Origin of the sequence: Burkholderia sp. LFS061 (assembly GCF_047978125.1) — a bacterium.
In the GTDB taxonomy this organism is placed as follows: domain Bacteria; phylum Pseudomonadota; class Gammaproteobacteria; order Burkholderiales; family Burkholderiaceae; genus Burkholderia; species Burkholderia pyrrocinia_C.
Window position 1 is genome coordinate 51835 of record NZ_JBFPFS010000041.1, and the last position, 18732, is coordinate 70566.

Consider the following 18732-nt stretch of genomic DNA (forward strand, 5'->3'; position numbering starts at 1 on the left):
TCGATGACGATGCGCGAAAGCGCTTTGTAAAAGCCGGCATATCGACTCTATCGAAGCGGCTCGCCGCCGAAAAATGAATAATCGAGATCGAAACGATCGCTGCGCGAGAAGCGGGCGCGCGCAGCAGGCGCGCACGTTGCGCGTGCCCTGCAACACCAGACGATTGGTGGCACACTAGGCCGCCCTATTCCACCCGGGGCGCGCGCGGCGCACCCCGTTCGCCAGGAGTTCAAAACGTGACTGCCCAATGGATCGACATCCCGACCGGTAACGACAGCTTCGGCGGCTATCTCGCGCTGCCCAAGCGCGGCAAGGGCCCTGCCGTCATCATCATCCAGGAGATCTTCGGCGTGAACTCGCACATCCGCGCGGTCGCCGACCAGTACGCGGCCGACGGCTACGTCGCGCTCGCGCCGGACGTGTTCTGGCGCACGCAGCCGCGTGTCGAGCTGACCTACGAAGGCGCGGATCGCGACAAGGGCATCGAATTGTTGAAAAAGACCGACGTCGGTCTCGCAGTCGTGGACATCGGCGCGGCGGCCGACGCGTTGCGCGCGCGCCCCGAAGTGGCCGGCAAGCTCGCCGCGATCGGCTACTGCTTCGGCGGCCAGCTCGCGTACCGTGCGGCCGCGGCCGGCAAGCTCGACGCGGCGGTCGCCTATTACGGCGGCGGCATCCAGAACGCGCTCGACCTGGCCGGCAAGGTCACGCAGCCGATCCTGTTCCACTACGCGGAAAACGACCACGGGATCCCGCTCGCGGCCGTCGATCAAGTCAAGGCCGCGTTCGCCGGCCGCGGCCACGCATCGTTCCACGTGTATCCGGGCGCCGAGCACGGCTTCAATTGCACCGATCGCGCGTCGTACAACCAGCGCGCGGCGGCGCTCGCGCACGGCCGTACGCTGACGTTCCTCGCCGAGCACCTGTAAAAACGCCCCGCCGCGGGCCCATCGCGCCGGGCCCGCGTTATTCTCCCTTCATCGCCACGAGTCACAACGGGGGTGACAGCGATGCACTCGGACTATCTCGCGCATGACGCGATCGGCCTCGCCGCGCTCGTGCGCGACCGCAAGGCCAGCCCGCGCGAACTGCTCGATGCCGCGATCGGCCAGGCCGAAGCGGTCAATGGCGCGATCAACGCGATCGTGCTGCAGGACTACGAAGCCGCGCGCCAGCGTGCGGCCTCCGCGCCCGAACCCGGCGCCGGCGCGCCGTTCGCGGGCGTTCCGTATCTCGTCAAGGATCTCGGTGCGGCGGTCGCCGGGCTGCCGCTGTCGATGGGCAGCCGGCACTACCGGTACTACGTGCCCGGCGACGATTCGCCGGTGATCGCGCGCAGCCGCGCTGCGGGCCTCAACGTGTTCGGCAAGACCAACACGTCGGAGATCGGCCAGATGCCGTACACGGAACCCGAACTGTTCGGCGCATGCCGCAACCCGTGGAATCTCGACCATACGCCCGGCGGCTCGAGCGGCGGTGCGGCGGCGGCCGTCGCGGCCGGCATCGTGCCGCTCGCGCATGCGTCCGACGGCGGCGGCTCGATCCGCATTCCGGCATCGTGCTGCGGGCTGTTCGGCCTGAAGCCGAGCCGCAACCCGATGCTCGTCGACCAGCCGTCGAACGGCGAGCTCGTCGTCCAGCATGCGGTCTCGCGCAGCGTGCGCGACAGCGCGCTGCTGCTCGACGTGACGACCGGCCAGACGCTGCCGCACGGCGCGCCCGGCACGTTCCTCGGCGAACTCGATACGCCGCCCGGCGCGCTGCGGATCGGCCTCGTCGTCGATCCGATGCTCGCGCCGGCGCTCGCCGACGACACGCGCGCGGCGCTCGACGACGCGGCCGCGCTGCTCGAATCGCTCGGCCACCATGTCGAGCCGGCGACGCTGCACGTCGACTACGCGCGCGCGGCCGAAACCTTTCTCACGCTGTGGGCGACGATCGCCGAGGAGATGGTGCTCGGTGCGCGCGCGCTGACCGGCCGCGCGCCGCGGCGCGGCGAATTCGAAGCGGCGACGTGGGCGATGGCCGTGGTCGGCCGGCGCCTCGCGCGCACGCGCCTGCCAGACGTGCTCGAATGGCAGCGCCAGCTGACCGTGCAGGTGGCCGGCCTCGTGTCGCGCTACGACGCGATCCTGTGCGCATCGCTCGCGGGGCCGCCGGTGAAGATCGGCGAACTGCAGCCGACGCCGTTCGAATCGGCGCAGATGAAGCTGCTCGCCGCGCTGCCGGTGAAGCCGCTGCTGAAGGAAATGCTCGCGAAGTCGTCGGAGAAGGCGTTCGCGTGGGCCGGCTGCACCGAGCTGTTCAACCTGACCGGTCAGCCGGCGATGTCGGTGCCGCTCTACTGGAACGCGCGCGGGCTGCCGATCGGCGTGCAGTTTGCCGCGCGCCACACCGACGACGCGCTGCTGCTCAGGCTCGCGCGACAGCTCGAACAGGCGCGGCCGTGGTTCGACCGCCGCCCGCCGCTGATGCAGGCGCAGCGCTGACGCAAGCATCGAAAAAAAGCCCCGCCGGCAAGACCGGCGGGGCTTTTGCGCATGCAAAACGCGCGGCGGCGCTTACACGGCGAGCCGTTCGCAGATCGTCCGCGTCGCGGTCGCTGCGTTCAGCGTGTAGAAATGCAGCCCCGGCACGCCCGCGTCGATCAGGCGCCGGCACAGATCGGTGACGACATCCGCGCCGAACGCGCGGATCGCGTCGCGATCGTCGCCGAAGCTCTCGAGCCGGCGCGCGATCCAGCGCGGCACTTCGGCGCCGCACATCTCGGAGAAGCGCATCAGCTGCGAGAAGTTCGTGATCGGCATGATGCCCGGCACGATCGGCACGTCCACGCCCAGCTTGCGCACATCGTCGACGAAGCGGAAATACGCGTCGGCGTTGAAGAAGTACTGCGTGATCGCGGAATTCGCGCCGGCTTTCACCTTGCGCGCGAAATTCTCGAGATCGGCCTTCGGCGAGCGCGATTGCGGGTGGTACTCGGGGTAGCCTGCGACCTCGATGTGGAACCAGTCGCCATGCTCGGCGCGGATGAAGCTGACGAGCTCGGACGCATAGCGCAGCTCGCCCACCGCGCCCATCCCCGACGGCAGGTCGCCGCGCAGCGCGACGATATGCCGGATGCCGTGTGAGCGGTACTGGTCGAGGATCGCGCGCAGGCTGTCGCGCGACGAGCCGATGCACGACAGGTGCGGCGCGGCCTCGAGGCCGTCCTTCTGCATGTCGAGCACGGTATCGAGCGTGCCCTGCTGCGTCGAGCCGCCGGCGCCGAACGTCACGGAGACGAATTTCGGCTTCAGCGGCAGCAGCTGCGCACGGGTTGCGCGCAGCTTTTCGACGCCGTCCGCCGTCTTCGGCGGGAAGAATTCAAACGAGAGTTCGATCGGTTTCATGATTCGAAAGGAGTCAGCCGATATCGCGCTGGCCGAAGATCAGCGCGGACAGCAGCCAGGACACGATGCTGTACAGGATCGAACCGAAGAACGCGGACCAGAACCCCGACACCTCGAAGCCCTTCAGCAGCGACGACGCGAACCAGAAGCACAGCGCGTTCACGACGAGGATGAACACCCCGAGCGTGACGATCGTGACGGGCAGCGTCAGCAGGATCAGTACCGGGCGGATCACCGTGTTGATCAGGCCGAGCACGACCGCGACGATCAGCGCGGTGCCGAAGCTCTTGATGTGGATCGACGGCACGAGGTACGTGATGATCAGCAGCGCGAGCGCGTTGATGACCCAGGTGAGGATGACGCTCATGGAGTGCTCCGGTTCGGTTGTCGATCTGTGCGATCAGTGGCCGCCGCCGGCCGTCGCGTGCGCCCGAAGACGCAACGCAACGGCCGGCGATCCGCCGCCGTGCCGCCGCGCCGCGGGCCCCGCAGCGGGGCGCGCACGGCACGGCGGCGGCGCATCAGTAGCGGTAGTGGTTCGGCTTGAACGGGCCGTCCTTCTGCACGCCGATGTACGAAGCCTGCTCGTCCGACAGCACGGACAGGTTCGCGCCGATGCGCGCGAGGTGCAGGCGCGCGACCTTTTCATCGAGATGCTTCGGCAGCACGTACACCTTGTTCTCGTACTCGCCGCCGCGCACGAACAGCTCGATCTGCGCGAGCGTCTGGTTCGCGAACGAGTTCGACATCACGAACGACGGGTGGCCGGTCGCGCAGCCGAGGTTCACGAGGCGGCCTTCCGCCAGCAGGATCACGCGCTTGCCGTCCGGGAAGATGATGTGGTCGACCTGCGGCTTGATGTTTTCCCACTGGTACTGGCGGGTCGACGCGACGTCGATTTCCGAGTCGAAGTGGCCGATGTTGCAGACGATCGCGTTGTGGCGCATCGCCTTCATGTGATCGTGGTTGATCACGTGGTAGTTGCCGGTCGCCGTCACGAAGATGTCGGCCTTGTCGGCCGCGTATTCCATCGTCACGACGCGGTAGCCTTCCATCGCCGCCTGCAGCGCGCAGATCGGATCGATTTCGGTGACCCACACGGTCGCACCGAGGCCGCGCAGCGACTGCGCACAGCCCTTGCCCACGTCGCCGTAGCCGGCAACGACCGCGACCTTGCCCGCGATCATTACGTCGGTCGCGCGCTTGATGCCGTCGACGAGCGATTCACGGCAGCCGTACAGGTTGTCGAACTTCGACTTCGTGACCGAATCGTTCACGTTGAACGCCGGGAACGGCAGTCGGCCGTCCTTTTCCATCTGGTACAGGCGGTGCACGCCGGTCGTGGTTTCTTCGGTCACGCCCTTGATGTGCGCGAGGCGCTTCGAGTACCACGTCGCGTCGATGTCGAGGTGCTTCGCGATCGACTTGTACAGTGCGACTTCTTCCTCGTTGGTCGGCTTCGCGATCACCGAACGGTCCTTCTCGGCCTTCGAGCCGAGGATCAGCAGCAGCGTTGCGTCGCCGCCGTCGTCCAGGATCATGTTCGCGAATTCGCCGTTCGGCCATTCGAAGATGCGGTGCGAGAACTCCCAGTATTCGTCGAGCGATTCGCCCTTGAACGCGAACACCGGCGTGCCGGCTTCGACGATCGCGGCCGCTGCGTGGTCCTGCGTCGAGAAGATGTTGCACGAGGCCCAGCGGACGTCCGCGCCGAGCGCCTTCAGCGTCTCGATCAGCACACCCGTCTGGATCGTCATGTGCAGCGAGCCGGCAATGCGCGCGCCCTTCAGCGGCTGCTGCGCCTTGTATTCGTCGCGGATCTGCACGAGGCCCGGCATTTCGGTCTCGGCGATGTTCAGTTCCTTGCGGCCCCAGCCGGCCAGCGCCATGTCGGCGACGACGTAATCCTTGGAAGCTTGCGAATCGATAATGGCGTTCATCACGCCCTCCTTTCTAAAAAAGTTCTAGATTGGTGACGTGAGCGCCGTTCAGGAAGCGGAGCCGGCGCGACGGTCGCGAAACGCGCGCCGCACGGCTGCTTGGTGAAGCCTTCCGAGCCTGGCGGACGCAGAGTGGTCCGTCGCAACGCTCCTCGGAAAACGGGAGGGATTGTAGCAAATCGGCGCGCAAAATGCGCAAGCGCGCAGCGTCGGCGCGCGGTGCCGTCTGGAAAGGGTCAGGACTCCGCGCCGACCCACGCCTGTTCGCGCAGCCGCGCGCGCAGGCGCGCGACGGCCTGGCTGTGCAGCTGGCATACGCGCGATTCGCTCACTTCGAGCACCGCGCCGATCTCGCGCAGATTCAGACCCCGTTCGTAGTACAGCGACATCAGCAGCTTCTCGCGTTCCGGCAGCCGCTCGATCGCCTCGACGAGCGCCTCGCGCAGGTGCTCGTCGAGCAGCGCCGACAGCGGATCGGCGTGATCGACGCGATAGCGGTCGAGGAACGGCTCGTCGTCGGCCGCGCGGTCGAAATCCTCGTAGTAGATGAGCTGGCTGCCGTGCAGGTCCTGCAGCATCCCCTGGTATTCGTCGAGCGGCATGTTCAGGTGCTGCGCGATCTCGGTCTCGCTCGCCGAGCGGCCGAGATGCTGCTCGACCTGGTGCACCGCATGCTCGACCTCGCGCGACGTCTTGCGCAGGCTGCGCGGCAGCCAGTCGTTGCTGCGCAGCTCGTCGAGCATCGCGCCGCGGATGCGCTGCGTCGCGTAGGTCTCGAACTGCGCGCCCTGGTCTTCCTTGTAGCGGCCGGCCGCGTCCATCAGGCCGATCATGCCGGCCTGGATCAGGTCGTCGAGGTCGACGCTCGCCGGCATCTTCGCGACGAGCTGCAGCCCGAGACGACGCACGAGCGGCGCATATTGCGCGAGCACGTCGGCCTGGGACATCTTTCCTTGAGCGTTGTACATCATGGCTCTCTCCTTCCGGTAGCGCTCACGCGGCGTGTGCCGCGCCCGCCTGATACGACGGCTTGCCGCCCGCGTGAACGGCGCGGTCCGCCCCCGAACGCGGGCGCATCGGCCAGTACAGCAGGTCGGCGGCAATCTGCCGGTAATCGCGCGCGGCCGCCGCCGACGGGAACGCGTCGACCACCGCATGCGTCAGCTCGCGCGCGTGTTCGACGAGCGGATCGGCGCTCACGCAGCCCGCGTCGGCAATCGACACCGTCAGGTAGCGGCTTGCGACGCCCGCGAGGTTGTCGAAGGCCGTCTTCGCATCCGCATGGCTGCCGACGTGATTGGTCAGCACGCGGAACTGCGCGAACGCGTGCGCGAAATGCAGCCGCTTCATGCACGCGTACGCCTCGGTGATCGCTTGCGCGGCGACCCGCGTGACGATCAGCACGTCGTGCGCTTCGCGCGCGAGCGCCGAGAACGAGCCGTCGGCGCCGAGCTGCGCGTCGACGAGGACGATGTCGGCCGGGCCGTCGATGAAGTCGCTCAGTTGCGTGTCGCTGTAGCCGGCGCGCGCGAGCCGCGCGGCCGCGCACAGGCCGAAGCCGGCGGCCACCCGCGTGCGCTCGCCGTCGCGCAGCCACGCGCCCGCGAGCGTCGCACTGGCCGAATGCACGTCGGCGCGCTCGTCGACGACGAGCACATCCTTGCCGAGCGACGCGAGCGCCGCCGCCAGGTTCACGATGGTGGACGTGCAGCCGACGCCCGCCGGCCCGCCCGTCACCGCGACGATGCGCGACGCGCGCCCGGCCAGCAGGCGCCGCAGCCCTTCGGCCTGGTCGATGATTCGTTTATCCAAATCGCACCTCGTGCAGCTCGGCGGTGGAACGTGCGGTCAGTGCGGAGAGCAGCGTCGGCATGTCTTCGTCTTGCGGCACGAAGGGCGAGCCGTCGCGCGGCACACAGAACGCGCTCTTCAGCAGGAACTTGGTCGATGCGACATACAGGTTCTCCGGCACCTTCTGGCCGGTCGACACGTAGTGGACCGGCAGCTTGTAGCGGATCACCGTGTCGAGCACGCCGCCGAGGTGGGTCGCCTCGTCGAGCTTCGTGAGGATGCAGCCGGCCAGGTCCGGATGCTCGCCCGCGCTGCGGTACGCCTGCACGACTTCGTTGAGCGTGTCGCCGTGGCTCGTCGCGTTGAGCAGCAGCAGGCGCTGCACCGGTGCGTTCGCGCCGTGCAGCATCGCGATCTGGTCGGACACCGCGCGGTCGCGCTGGCTCATGCCGATCGTGTCGATCAGCACGATGTGCTTGTTGCGCAGTTCGGACAGCGCGAGCGCGAGATCGCCCGCATCCTTCACCGCGTGCACCGGCACGCCGAGGATCTTGCCGAAGATGCGCAGTTGCTCGTGGCCGCCGATCCGGTAGCTGTCGGTGGTCAGCAGCGCGACCTTGCTCGCGCCGAAGCGCATCACGCAGCGCGCGGCCAGCTTCGCGGTGGTGGTGGTCTTGCCGACGCCCGTCGGCCCCATCAGCGCGAACACGCCGCCGCGCTCCATCAGCGCGTCCTCGCTGTCGAGCACCGGCAGGTTCGCCGCGAGCACCGACTGCGCCCATTCGGCGGCCTGCTCGAAGGTCTGCGCGCCGTCGCCGGACGGCAGGTTGTCGACGAGCATCCGCACGAGCTGCGCGGACAGGCCGGCCGCGAACAGGTGCTTCGTCAGCGCGCCGTGCACGGCGCTGCGACGCTGGCGGTCGTGCCACATCAGGCTGTCGAACTGCTCTTCCATCATCCCGCGCAGTTCGCCGAGTTCGTGCATCACCGTGTCGTTGACGATTCGTTCGACGCGCGATTTCACCGCATCGGCCACCGCGGCGGCGGTATCGGCGGACAGGCGCGTGCGCTCGGCCGCTTTCGCGGCGTTCGCGGCGTTCGTGTCGGGCTTGCGCGGAGCAGCGGCCGACATCCGGCGTTCGGCATCGCGCACGATGTCGCGTGCCCAGTCGGGCGACGATGCGCTCGCGGCACCCTGAGGCGCGAGTGCGCTCGCTTGCGGCGCGGCGGGCGTCGCCTGCGTGCGCGCGATCAGCGCGTCGCGCTGCTGCGTCAGGCGCTTCGCGTGCTCGACGAGCCACGGCGCGGGTTCGGAAGCGGGGGCCGGCGATCCGGGGGCCGGCCATCCGGGGGCCGGTGCGGCGGTCGACGGCGCAGCCTCAGCCGCCGCGTCCGGATCGATCGTCGAAGGTTGCACCGCCGTCTCGTCCGCGTCGTCCGTTTCGTTCGCTTCGGCACTTGCGCCGAACACCGACGAAAACACGTCCGGCAGCCCGCCATCGCCCGCCGCATACGGATTGACGCTCGGGCGCGCGAACGCGGCACCCGGGCGCGACACGATGCCCGGCACCGCGGCGGCCGGCACGGATTCCGGCACGCGCGGCGCGGCGATCCGCGGCCGTGCGGCGGCCGGCGGCGTCACCGCGGCCAGGTCCGAATCGGCGAGTGCGACGATTTCGACGCTGCCGTCATCGAGCGTGCGGTTCGACAGCACGACCGCGTCGGCGCCGAGCGCCTCGCGCACGAGACGAAGCGCGTCGCGGCTCGTTGCGCCGGTGAATTTGCGAATGTTCAAGCGGAACCCCCGATGACGTTAACGACTTTGATCGTGCGTGTGTCCGGCACTTCGGCATACGACAGCACTTTCAATTGCGGCAGGCTGCGGCGCAGGAAACGCGCGAGCATCGCGCGCAGCGCGTGCTGCACCAGCAGCACGGGCGGCAGCCCGAGATTCTGTTGACGCAGCATTGCTTGCTGCGTGCCGGTCAGAAGGTTGTGCGCGAGGCCGGGTTCGAGGCCGGGATTCGCGCCGGTGGCGAGCGCCTGCGACAGCACGCGCTCGAGATTCGAGTCGAGGCCCATCACCTGCATCTCGCCCGCGCCCGGATACCACTGCTGCGTGATCGCGCGGCCGAGCGCGAGCCGCACCGCGGCGGTGATCTCGAACGCGTCGCCGCGGCCCGCATGTTCGGACACGGCCTCGAGGATCGTGCGCATGTCGCGGATCGGCACGCCTTCCTCGAGCAGGTTCTGCAGTACCTTCTGCAGCGTCGTCAGCGAGATCGTCTTCGGCACGAGATCCTCGACGAGCGACGGCGCGTCCTTGCCGGTGCGCTCGACGAGCGCCTGCACTTCCTGGCGGCCGAGCAGCTCGGCCGCGTGCTGGACGACGAGATGATTCAGGTGCGTCGCGACGACCGTGCTCGCGTCGACCACCGTGTAGCCGTACACCTGCGCCTGTTCGCGCAGCGCGACGTCGATCCACACGGCCGGCAGCCCGAACGCGGGATCCTGCGTCAGGGCGCCCGGCAGCGCAGCCGTCACCTGGCCGGGGTTGATCGCGAGCCACTGGCCCGGGAACACTTCGCCGACGCCGATCTCGACGCCCTTCAGCGCGATCCGGTATGCGTTCGGCCGCAGTTCGAGGTTGTCGCGGATATGGATCACCGGCGGCAGGAAGCCGATTTCCTGCGCGAATTTCTTGCGGATGCTCTTGATGCGCTTGAGCAGCTCGCCGTCGCTGTTCTTGTCGACCAGCGGGATCAGCCGGTAGCCGACCTCGAGGCCGAGCGGGTCGATCAGCTGCACGTCGTCCCAGGTCGCCTCGTGGCTGTCGGACGGCAGCACGGCGGGCGGCGCGATGTCGGTCACGTCGCCGGCCGCCTTGCGGGCCGCCGCGCGCTTCGTCTGCGTGCGGGCCAGCCAGATCGCGCCGCCGCCGAGCGCGAGGAACGCGAAGTGCGGCATCCCCGGGATCAGCCCCATGATCACGATGATCACGCCGGTGATCGTCAGCACGCGCGGGTTGGTGAACAGCTGCCCGGTGATCTGCGTGCCGATGTCCTCGTCGGTCGCGACGCGCGACACGATCACGCCGGCCGCGGTCGAGATCACGAGCGACGGAATCTGCGCGACGAGGCCGTCGCCGATCGTCAGCAGCGTGTAGTTGGTGCCGGCCGCCGCGAAGCTCATGTCGTGCTGGACCATCCCGACGATCAGCCCGCCGATCACGTTGATCGCCATGATGATCAGGCCGGCGATCGCGTCGCCGCGCACGAACTTCGACGCGCCGTCCATCGACCCGTAGAACTCGGCTTCCTGCGACACGGCCAGGCGGCGCTTGCGCGCCTGTTCCTCGTTGATGAGGCCGGCGTTCAGGTCGGCGTCGATCGCCATCTGCTTGCCGGGCATCGCGTCGAGCGTGAAGCGCGCGGACACTTCGGCGATCCGCCCCGCGCCTTTCGTGATCACCATGAAGTTGATGATCATCAGGATCACGAACACGACGATGCCGACCGCGAAGTTGCCGCCGACGAGGAAGTGACCGAACGCCTCGATCACCTGGCCGGCCGCGTCGGGGCCCGTGTGGCCCTCGAGCAGCACGACGCGCGTCGACGCGACGTTCAGCGACAGGCGCAACAGCGTCGAGAACAGCAACACGCTCGGGAACGCCGCGAAATCGAGCGGCTTCATCGTGTACATGCTGACGAGCAGCACCATCACCGACAGCGCGATGTTGAACGTGAACAGCAGATCCAGCAGCATCGGCGGCAGCGGCAGGATCATCATCCCCAGGATCATGCAGATGAGGATCGGGCCCGCGAGCGCGCGCAGGTTGGTGCCCGCGAACGGGTTCGTGCGCTTCGCGAACAGGCCGGTCGGAGTGCTCATGCTGCCTCCCGCCGGGCCGCCCCAAGGGAGGCAGTCGCCCCCTTGGGGGGCAGCGAACGAATGTGAGCGTGGGGGCTAATCATCACGAGGCTCCTTGGTTGCCCAGGGTGTCTTCGGCCTCTTCACGTTCATCGTCGGCGGGCACCGACGTGCCCTTGTCGAGTTCGGCCGGCACGTCGAGATCGACCGGCACCGCGGGGAACGCGCCGCCTTCCGAACGGAAGCGCTTGAGCTGGTAGACCCACGCGAGCACTTCGGCGACGGCCGAGTACAGCGAGCCGGGAATCTCGCGTTCGATTTCGACGTTGTGATACAGCGCACGCGCGAGCGGCGGCGCCTCGAGCAGCGGCACGTTGTGCTCGGCCGCGAGTTCGCGGATGCGCGCGGCGACGAGGTTCACGCCCTTCGCGACGACCTTCGGCGCGCGCATCTCGCCGTCCGTGTATTGCAGCGCGACGGCGAAGTGCGTCGGGTTCGTGACGACCACGTCGGCCTTCGGCACGGCCGCCATCATCCGGCGGCGCGCGATCGCGCGCTGCTGCTGGCGGATCCGCCCCTTCACGTGCGGATCGCCTTCGTTCTCGCGATGCTCGCGCTTCACTTCTTCCTTCGTCATGCGCAACTTCTTGTTGTACTGCCAGATTTGGTAAGGCACATCGAGCGCGGCGACCACCAGCATTCCGGCGACCGTCGTGCCGCAGCACACAGCGACGAGATGCAGCGCGTCGGGCAGCGCCGCGCCGAGCGGCTGCGTCGCGAGGCCGAGCAGCTCGTCCTTGCTGCGCCAGATCGCGATGCCGCCGATCCCGCCGACGACCAGCGTCTTCGCGAGCGACATCCCCAGCTGGATCGGCCCCTGGATCGAGAAGATCCGGCCGAGGCCCGAGATCGGGTTCAGGCGGTCGAACTTCAGCTCGAAGGTTTTCTGCGAGATCAGCCAGCCGCCGAGCGCCATCGGCGCGAGCAGCGCCGCGAGGCCGGTGAGCGCGAGGATCGGCAGCAGCGCGGCGAAGCCTTCGAGGCTCGCGCTGCCAGCCGCCGACAGCATCCGGTTCGTGTCGAACGCGGTTGCGCGATCGAACGTGAACGCGCCGCGCAGCATCGCCTGCAGATGCGCGCCCGACGGGCCCGCGAGCAGCCACGCGCCGTAGAACCCGGCCGCGAGCAGCGCGAACGAAGCCAGTTCGCGCGAACGCGCGACCTGCCCCTCCTCGCGCGCCTTCTCGCGGCGTCTGGGAGTGGCGGCTTCGGTCTTGTCGAGATCGCTCTCGTCTGCCACGGGGCCTCCAGTCGGGTACGGCGGAATGCCGCTTTCCAGTGACACCGATTATTCATGGAGGCGTCAAACGCCGATCGGTCGAGCAAAGCCGGGAAAGGGGGGTATTTCGGGGAATCGGGCGAGCCGGTGCGAACGAGGCTGGATGGGGGACGGAGCGGCGCGCGACGTGGTGCGATGCGGCGGAAAAACACGGCGATCGGCGCGACGATGGAGCGAGGTTTCCGGCAAGGTTCCCGGACGGGACGGCGGCGGAGTGAAGCGGGGAACGGTGAAGCGAAGAAAACGGGGAAGTCAGGCCCCGACGCGACGGCGTCGTGTCGGGGCAGGCGGCGCTCAGACCGCCGGGATCGGATCCGAGCCGAAGCGGTTCGGGCCTGCGGTGCCGCGCGAGCACATCCACACGAGCAGCAGGATGGGGCCAACGACCGGAATGAGCCCGAGCAGCAGGAACCAGCCCGAGCGGCCCGTATCGTGCAGGCGGCGCACGCTGACCGCGATGCCCGGAATGATCAGCGCCAGCGAAATCAGGAAGATCGCGCCCAGCAGCAGCAGCGCGATCAGGCCCGCGTCGCGGCCGATCGCGCCTATCACCTGGGCGGCGACCGAAAGAATGCAGCTCAGCAGCGCGAAATACCAGTATTCGGCACGACGCGCACGGCCTTCGAATTTCGCGTATTGATTGAGTACGGAACGAACAGCCTCGGAAAAATTCATTTTATTACCCTCCTGTTTTATATTGGCGACCCCGGAAACAACGCCGGAATTATATGTTTGAATTTCGGCGGGCTCCATCTCTTTTCGCATGCCTGACAAGCGAAACCCCGCCGCACCGGCTCGGAACGGCTGTCATGGCGTAATGCGGCGCCGCCGGCTTGCATGCCGCGTCATTTTAATAATCTTGAAGGCCTGACAGAAACCACACCCTCAGATAATCCGGCGTTTGATTACAACCGAATGAATCCCGACGCGATCGATAATCGATCCGGTCGTGCGGCATTCGATTTACCGGCCGACCGGCATGACGCGAGCGCGCCAGTCGCGCTACCCTTCGCCATTCCCGATCCCGCTCGCATCGCGCCGTATTCCGTCATCCGCTCGCTCCGCTGCTGTTGCTCGCCTGCGCGCTCGCCGCCGGCTGCGCGGGCACGCCGGGTACGCCCGACCTGCCGCCCGGTGCGCAGGCGCCGGGCGCGCCGTCGCGCCGGCCGACGCGGCGCGCATCGAAAACACCGCGTACGGGCCCGGCCGCCGCTTTCTCGACCATACGACGGCGGTAAGCACCGGCCGGCCTCCGGTCTAGGCACTAACCGGCCGCCGCCCGCTGCAGCGCGCCGAGATCGAGCATCTTCATCGTCATCACTTGCGCCATCACGCGCTCGGCGCGCGCCGGATCGCCCGTCATCAGTTCGGACATCTGCACGGGCACGACCTGCCACGACACGCCGAAGCGGTCGCGCAGCCAGCCGCACTGCTGCGCACGCTCGTCGCCGCCTTCGGACAGCCGCGCCCAGTAGCGGTCGATCTCGTCCTGGTCGCGGCAGTTGACGACGAACGACACGGCCGGCGTGATCTGGAACACCGGGCCGCCGTTCAGCGCGACGAACGCCTGGCCGTCGAGCTCGAACGCGACCGTCATCACCGTGCCCTCGGCCTGTCCGGACGCGTGCGCGCCGGCCTTGCCGTAGCGCGCGACGTGCACGATGCGCGCGTTGTCGAACACCGACACGTAGAAACCGGCGGCCGCCTCGGCGTCGCGGTCGAACCACAGGAACGGCGTGATGCGTTGTATGCGCGGGCTCATGGCGCTGTCTCCTCGATGTCGTGCCGGCACCGGTGCCGGTTTTACATCGTAGGCGCTGCGCGCACGCACGGCGGCGATCCGATCCGTAGTTCGCGCGGCCTCGCGACAAAAAAAAGGGGGGCGATCGCTCGCCCCCCTCTTTGCTGCCTGCGGCCGTACCGCGTCAGAACGCGACGAAAGGCGCAGCGCCGCCGCTCGAGCGCTTGTCCATCCCGAAGTAGATCGTCTTGCCGTAGAAATGCGGCATGCCGATGTCGAGCCATCCGGGCGAACCGAACGGGCCCGCGATGTCGTTGAACGCGAACGTCGACGCGTTCGAGAACAGCGTATCCGCGTTCGCGACGGGCATCGACACGGTGCCGCTCGCGCTGTTCTGGCCGGTCAGCGTCGCCGTATAGGTGGTCGTCGAGGACGGGCAGTAGAACTGCGTGTTCCTCGAACAGACCGTCTGCGACGAATCGTTGAAGAAATACGCGTTCGAACCGGTATCGAAGAAAGCCATCACCGTGCTGCCGAGGAACGACGCGCTGACGTCGCCCGTCGTGGTCGACGTCATGACGGTCGATGCACCGAGCCCGTTGTTGCCCTGCGTGCCGATCCCGAAGATCAGCAGGCCCTTCGCGCTGGCCTGCCCGCTGCTCGAGATGGTCGGCATCTGCACGATCACGCCGTTGTTGTCGGTCGCGAAATGATGAACCGGGTTGGCCACCTGCTGCGCGACCGGCACGAGCGCGACCGCGCAACTCGCATTGCCGTTCGGGCACGCGTAGTAGTTGTTGTTCGACGATGTCGACGTCGCACAGGTCGTACCGCAGTCGACCGGCGCCGGCCCGATGCCGAGGATCCCGTTCGCGCCGAGCGCGCTCGCCGAGTTGGCCGACGCGCCGCCGTTCGTGCACGAGCTCGGCACGTTCGTCGTGCCGAGGTCGCCGATGATCTGCACGGGCAGCGAGTTCGCCTGTTCGGTGCCGATCGACAGGTCGACCGTGCGCACCGAACCCCACGTGTAGCTCGACACGAACTTGCCGCACTCGGCGACCGGCGCGCCGCCGCTCGTCACCTGCGGCAGGCTGCCGAGCACGCCCGACACCGCGCTGCCGACGAGCCGCAGCCCGTAGGACGCGGTATCGACGAGCACGTTGCTGACCACCTGGCAGTTCGACGTGCCCGGCGCGCAGACCTTCACGTTGACGGTCGGGATGTTGATCACGTTCGCGACGCCGGTGCCGACGGTGATGACGGCCGTGTTCGCGGTATTGCCGTCCGACACGCTCGAACCGCTGCCGTTGCCGTTACTGCCGCCGTTGTTGCCGGAGCTGCCGCCGTCATCGCCGCCGCCGCATGCCGTCACGAGCACGGCCGTCGCGGCCGCGAGGCCCAGCACGCCGAGCCAGCGCTTGAATGTACGAGGAATTCTCAAGATCGCTCTCCCGCTGTCACTGGATGTCGTTGCCGGCGAGGCCGGCAGGCAGTGCCGCCGGCAGCCACGCCTGGCCCGAGAAGGCGCCCATGTGGCCGCCCGTCCGGATCACGAGGCCGCTGGTGTCGACGGACACGGGCGCGCGCCAGCCGCGCGCCGCGTGCGCCGCCTGAACGCCGGCGGTGTACTGCGGGAAATAGCTGCCGAGCAGCGACGCGAGATCCGGCATCGTCGGCCCGCGCCATGCGAGGCCGAACACGCTGCCGGCGGCCGACGTGTATTCGTGGATGACGGTGCCCGATCCGAGCGTGATCTCGCGGACGGTATAGGCGGCCGTGCTCGTCTGCACGCCGTCGGCCGAACGCATCGCGCGCTGCATCGCGCGCACGGTTGCAGCCCGATCGTCCGCCGGCGGCGACATCGGCGCGCCGCCCAGTTCCGCGTGTGCGTGGACGGTCCACAGCACACCGATTGCAGCCGTCGCGTGTGCGACGGCCCAGCCCAAGCGTTTCAGCTTCACGTTCCCCCCCAAGGGACTGGCTTCGTTGCCGGCGGCGCGGCCATCGTGCCCGCGCCACCGGTCAACATATGAATTCGTACGAATGACGCTCCATTACTGCTGACGCGTAGTATGCCTGCTGAGTGTGTCTAAGTGTCAATTCGACGCAGCCCGAACAGCGCGCGCGTGCGCGGCGAGCGTGGGAAAACGTGGCGGGAACGGCGTGACGCGCGCATCGGGCGGCCCCGCGAAACGGGGTGCGCCGATGCACTGCAGCAAGATCAGAAGCCCAGGCTCGCGAGCAGGTCGTCGACCTGCCCCTGGTCCTGGACCACGTCGGATTTGCCTTCCGGCGCGATCTGCGGGCCGTTCAGCAGCGACTCCGGGCTGCCGGTCGCGCTCATTTGCTCGGCCGCCAGCGCGGCCGCGGTGGCCGCGAACTGCTCGCGCCGCTCGGGCGCGATGTTCTCGACGAGCACGGTAAGGAGCTGCTGCTCGATCAGGTAGACCATGTCCATGATCTTCTTGATCACCTGCCCGGTCAGGTCCTGGAAATCCTGCGCGAGCATGATCTCGAGCAGCTGCGCGCTGGTCGCCGACGTCGACTCGGGCAGCGTGCGCAGGAACGTGCGCGTGTCGTCCATCAGCTCGCGCACTTCCGCGTGTTCGATCGGCGCCGCGTACCACTGCGCCCAGCGCATGTCGAGCGCCTCGGCCTCGTTCTGGATGCGCTCCTGCATGGGCTTCGCGACCTCGATCGCATTCAGCACGCGCACGGCGGCCTGCTCGGTCATCGTCGCGACGTAGCGCAGCCGGTCGCGCGCATCGGGCACGGCTTCCGCCGCGCGCTCGACATGCTTGTCGAGCCCGAGCTCGCGCATCGAATCGCGCAGCGCGCGCGTGACCTGGCCGATGCGCGCCAGGATCCGGTCGCTCGCGAAATCGGCGCCTTCTGGGTGGCTGTCGGCGCTGAACCCCGCGCCGGCGAGCGCCGCATGGATCGGCTCGTTCACGTCAGCTCCCGGTCTTTGCCATCTTGTCGATGATCTTGTTCAGCTTCTCGTCGAGCGTCGCGGCCGTGAACGGTTTCACGACGTAGCCGCTCGCGCCCGCCTGCGCGGCCGCGATGATGTTCTCCTTCTTCGACTCGGCCGTGACCATCAGCACCGGCAGGTGCGTGAGCGTCGCGTCCGCGCGGATTTCCTTCAGCATCGCGAGGCCGTCGAGGTTCGGCATGTTCCAGTCCGAGATCACGAATTCGAAGCCGCCGCCGCGCAGCCGCGCGAGACCGGCCGCACCGTCCTCCGCTTCGTCGACGTTCGTGTAGCCCAGTTCCTTGAGCAGGTTGCGGACGATCCGGCGCATCGTCGGGAAATCGTCCACCACCAGGATTTTCATGCTCTTGTCCATCGTCGTTCCTTTCCAGATTCGTTTCCGTCGGGACGCGTATCGTGGCACGCGCCCGGTGACATTCCATTCACACGCGCTGCACGCGGTCGCCCATCGTCGCCAGTCGCGCCATCACGCGGCGGCTCATGTCGGCGAGCGGCACAACCTCGTCCGCACCGCCGAGCGCGATCGCCTCGCGCGGCATCCCGAACACGATACAACTCGCTTCATCCTGCGCGAACGTGTAAGCGCCCGCGCGTTTCATTTCCAGCAGGCCGGCCGCGCCGTCGCGGCCCATCCCGGTGAGGATCACGCCGATCGCGTTCTTGCCCGCGTGCGTCGCCGCCGAGCGGAACAGCACGTCGACCGACGGGCGGTGACGGTTCACCGGCGGCTCGTCCGACAGCTGCGCGATATAGTTCGCGCCGCTTCTCGCGAGCAGCAGGTGCGCATGGCCCGGCGCGATGTACGCGTGACCCGGCAGCACGCGCTCGCCGTGCTCGGCTTCCTTCACCGCGATCCGGCACAGGCCGTTCAGCCGCTGCGCGAACGATTTCGTGAAGCCGGGCGGCATGTGCTGCGCGATCAGCACGGCCGGCGCATCCGGCGGCAGCGGCGTCAGCACCTCGCGAATCGCCTCGGTGCCGCCCGTCGACGCGCCGATGATGATCAGCTTCTCGGTACTGACGAGCGGGTTGTTGATCATCGGCGCGGCCGGCTGGCTGTCCGCCGTGCGCGCGGCGGCCTGCGGCTGCGGCGCCTGGCGCACGCGTGCGCGCGACGCCGCGCGGATCTTGTCGGCGAGCTTTTCCGCGTAGTCGAGCATCCCGTCGCGAATCCCGACGCGCGGCTTCGTGACGAAATCCACCGCGCCGAGTTCGAGCGCGCGCAGCGTGATCTCCGAGCCGCGCTCGGTCAGCGACGACACCATCACGACCGGCATCGGCCGCAGGCGCATCAGCTTCTCGAGGAAGTCGAGCCCGTCCATGCGCGGCATTTCGACGTCGAGCGTGAGCACGTCGGGGTTGTGCTGCTTGATGAGATCGCGCGCGACGAGCGGATCGGGCGCGGTCGCGCACACCTCCATGTCGGGCTGGCTGTTGATGATCTCCGTCATCAGGCTGCGGATCAGCGCCGAATCGTCGACGCACAATACTTTGATCTTCTGCACTGCGGTCATGCCTCCTGCTTTTTCGATAGGTTCCCCGCGTACGCGCTTCCGGCGCCCGGGCTCCCGGCATACGGGTTCGCCGCCCGCACGCCGGCGGCACTGCCCGCGCCGGTGCTGCCCGGGCTCGCGCCGCGCGGGCCGAACAGCTCGATGCGCGGG

Annotated in this window: 17 protein-coding genes and 1 riboswitch; of the genes, 2 read left to right on the forward strand and 15 right to left on the reverse strand. The window is 68.2% G+C overall.

Going from position 1 to position 18732, the window contains the following annotated elements:
• The first annotated feature begins 236 nt into the window (after positions 1-236).
• Both ACNQQL_RS28215 and ACNQQL_RS28220 read left to right on the forward strand, forming a co-directional pair.
• Positions 237-929: a dienelactone hydrolase family protein gene (locus ACNQQL_RS28215; RefSeq protein ID WP_347067290.1), complete on the forward strand. Its 693-nt coding sequence runs from the start codon at positions 237-239 to the stop codon at positions 927-929.
• 81 nt (positions 930-1010) lie between these two features.
• Positions 1011-2489 (forward strand): amidase, encoded by a 1479-nt coding sequence (locus ACNQQL_RS28220; protein ID WP_347067310.1) that lies wholly within the window; start codon positions 1011-1013, stop codon positions 2487-2489.
• Between the two features lie 72 nt (positions 2490-2561).
• On the opposite strand, the gene metF is transcribed toward ACNQQL_RS28220, so the two are convergent.
• The 15 genes from metF to ACNQQL_RS28295 form a co-directional block, all read right to left on the reverse strand.
• The gene (gene metF / locus ACNQQL_RS28225; RefSeq protein WP_072443130.1) at positions 2562-3392 is read right to left on the reverse strand and encodes a methylenetetrahydrofolate reductase [NAD(P)H]; all 831 of its coding nucleotides are present in this window, start codon (positions 3390-3392) and stop codon (positions 2562-2564) included.
• Positions 3393-3405: 13 nt separating this feature from the next.
• Entirely contained in the window at positions 3406-3759 is a 354-nt protein-coding gene (locus ACNQQL_RS28230) for a phage holin family protein (protein ID WP_011882923.1), read from the reverse strand.
• Between the two features lie 154 nt (positions 3760-3913).
• Positions 3914-5332, reverse strand: coding sequence for an adenosylhomocysteinase (ahcY, locus tag ACNQQL_RS28235; protein ID WP_034183916.1), 1419 nt, complete (start codon positions 5330-5332; stop codon positions 3914-3916).
• A 32-nt stretch (positions 5333-5364) separates the two neighbouring features.
• Positions 5365-5492, reverse strand: a riboswitch (S-adenosyl-L-homocysteine riboswitch).
• Positions 5493-5568: 76 nt separating this feature from the next.
• Positions 5569-6303, reverse strand: a complete 735-nt coding sequence (locus ACNQQL_RS28240; RefSeq protein WP_006484033.1) for an RNA polymerase sigma factor FliA — start codon at positions 6301-6303, stop codon at positions 5569-5571.
• Between the two features lie 22 nt (positions 6304-6325).
• Complete coding sequence (locus ACNQQL_RS28245; protein ID WP_347067294.1) at positions 6326-7144, reverse strand: MinD/ParA family protein; 819 nt, start codon at positions 7142-7144, stop codon at positions 6326-6328.
• Positions 7137-8918, reverse strand: coding sequence for a flagellar biosynthesis protein FlhF (flhF, locus tag ACNQQL_RS28250; RefSeq protein ID WP_347067296.1), 1782 nt, complete (start codon positions 8916-8918; stop codon positions 7137-7139). The genes ACNQQL_RS28245 and flhF overlap by 8 nt, the downstream gene beginning before the upstream one ends.
• Positions 8915-11014, reverse strand: coding sequence for a flagellar biosynthesis protein FlhA (gene flhA, locus ACNQQL_RS28255; RefSeq protein WP_072443124.1), 2100 nt, complete (start codon positions 11012-11014; stop codon positions 8915-8917). The genes flhF and flhA overlap by 4 nt, the downstream gene beginning before the upstream one ends.
• An 82-nt stretch (positions 11015-11096) precedes the next feature.
• Entirely contained in the window at positions 11097-12293 is a 1197-nt protein-coding gene (flhB, locus tag ACNQQL_RS28260) for a flagellar biosynthesis protein FlhB (RefSeq protein ID WP_347067299.1), read from the reverse strand.
• A gap of 333 nt (positions 12294-12626) precedes the next feature.
• Entirely contained in the window at positions 12627-13007 is a 381-nt protein-coding gene (locus ACNQQL_RS28265) for a DUF805 domain-containing protein (protein ID WP_347067312.1), read from the reverse strand.
• A 589-nt stretch (positions 13008-13596) separates the two neighbouring features.
• Positions 13597-14094, reverse strand: a complete 498-nt coding sequence (locus tag ACNQQL_RS28270; RefSeq protein WP_347067301.1) for a VOC family protein — start codon at positions 14092-14094, stop codon at positions 13597-13599.
• Positions 14095-14257: 163 nt separating this feature from the next.
• Positions 14258-15514 (reverse strand): DUF3443 domain-containing protein, encoded by a 1257-nt coding sequence (locus ACNQQL_RS28275; protein ID WP_347067303.1) that lies wholly within the window; start codon positions 15512-15514, stop codon positions 14258-14260.
• 16 nt (positions 15515-15530) lie between these two features.
• On the reverse strand, positions 15531-16034 hold the full coding sequence (locus ACNQQL_RS28280) for a DUF2844 domain-containing protein (RefSeq protein WP_347067305.1): 504 nt from the start codon (positions 16032-16034) through the stop codon (positions 15531-15533).
• A 260-nt stretch (positions 16035-16294) separates the two neighbouring features.
• A complete protein-coding gene (gene cheZ, locus ACNQQL_RS28285; RefSeq protein WP_204425391.1) occupies positions 16295-17026 on the reverse strand; it encodes a protein phosphatase CheZ in 732 nt (243 codons plus the stop codon).
• A gap of 1 nt (position 17027) precedes the next feature.
• A complete protein-coding gene (gene cheY / locus ACNQQL_RS28290; RefSeq protein WP_034183905.1) occupies positions 17028-17423 on the reverse strand; it encodes a chemotaxis response regulator CheY in 396 nt (131 codons plus the stop codon).
• A 67-nt stretch (positions 17424-17490) separates the two neighbouring features.
• Positions 17491-18582, reverse strand: a complete 1092-nt coding sequence (locus ACNQQL_RS28295) for a protein-glutamate methylesterase/protein-glutamine glutaminase (RefSeq protein WP_072443110.1) — start codon at positions 18580-18582, stop codon at positions 17491-17493.
• Between the last annotated feature and the right edge of the window lie 150 nt (positions 18583-18732).

Coding starts and splice junctions, on each gene's coding strand:
- flhA (WP_072443124.1), bottom strand. CDS start 11,014: ATGAGCACTCCGACCGGCCTGTTCGCGAAGCGCACGAACCCGTTCGCG.
- cheY (WP_034183905.1), bottom strand. CDS start 17,423: ATGGACAAGAGCATGAAAATCCTGGTGGTGGACGATTTCCCGACGATG.
- ACNQQL_RS28230 (WP_011882923.1), bottom strand. CDS start 3,759: ATGAGCGTCATCCTCACCTGGGTCATCAACGCGCTCGCGCTGCTGATC.
- ACNQQL_RS28270 (WP_347067301.1), bottom strand. CDS start 14,094: ATGAGCCCGCGCATACAACGCATCACGCCGTTCCTGTGGTTCGACCGC.
- ACNQQL_RS28220 (WP_347067310.1), top strand. CDS start 1,011: ATGCACTCGGACTATCTCGCGCATGACGCGATCGGCCTCGCCGCGCTC.
- metF (WP_072443130.1), bottom strand. CDS start 3,392: ATGAAACCGATCGAACTCTCGTTTGAATTCTTCCCGCCGAAGACGGCG.
- ACNQQL_RS28240 (WP_006484033.1), bottom strand. CDS start 6,303: ATGATGTACAACGCTCAAGGAAAGATGTCCCAGGCCGACGTGCTCGCG.
- ACNQQL_RS28265 (WP_347067312.1), bottom strand. CDS start 13,007: ATGAATTTTTCCGAGGCTGTTCGTTCCGTACTCAATCAATACGCGAAA.
- ahcY (WP_034183916.1), bottom strand. CDS start 5,332: ATGAACGCCATTATCGATTCGCAAGCTTCCAAGGATTACGTCGTCGCC.
- ACNQQL_RS28295 (WP_072443110.1), bottom strand. CDS start 18,582: ATGACCGCAGTGCAGAAGATCAAAGTATTGTGCGTCGACGATTCGGCG.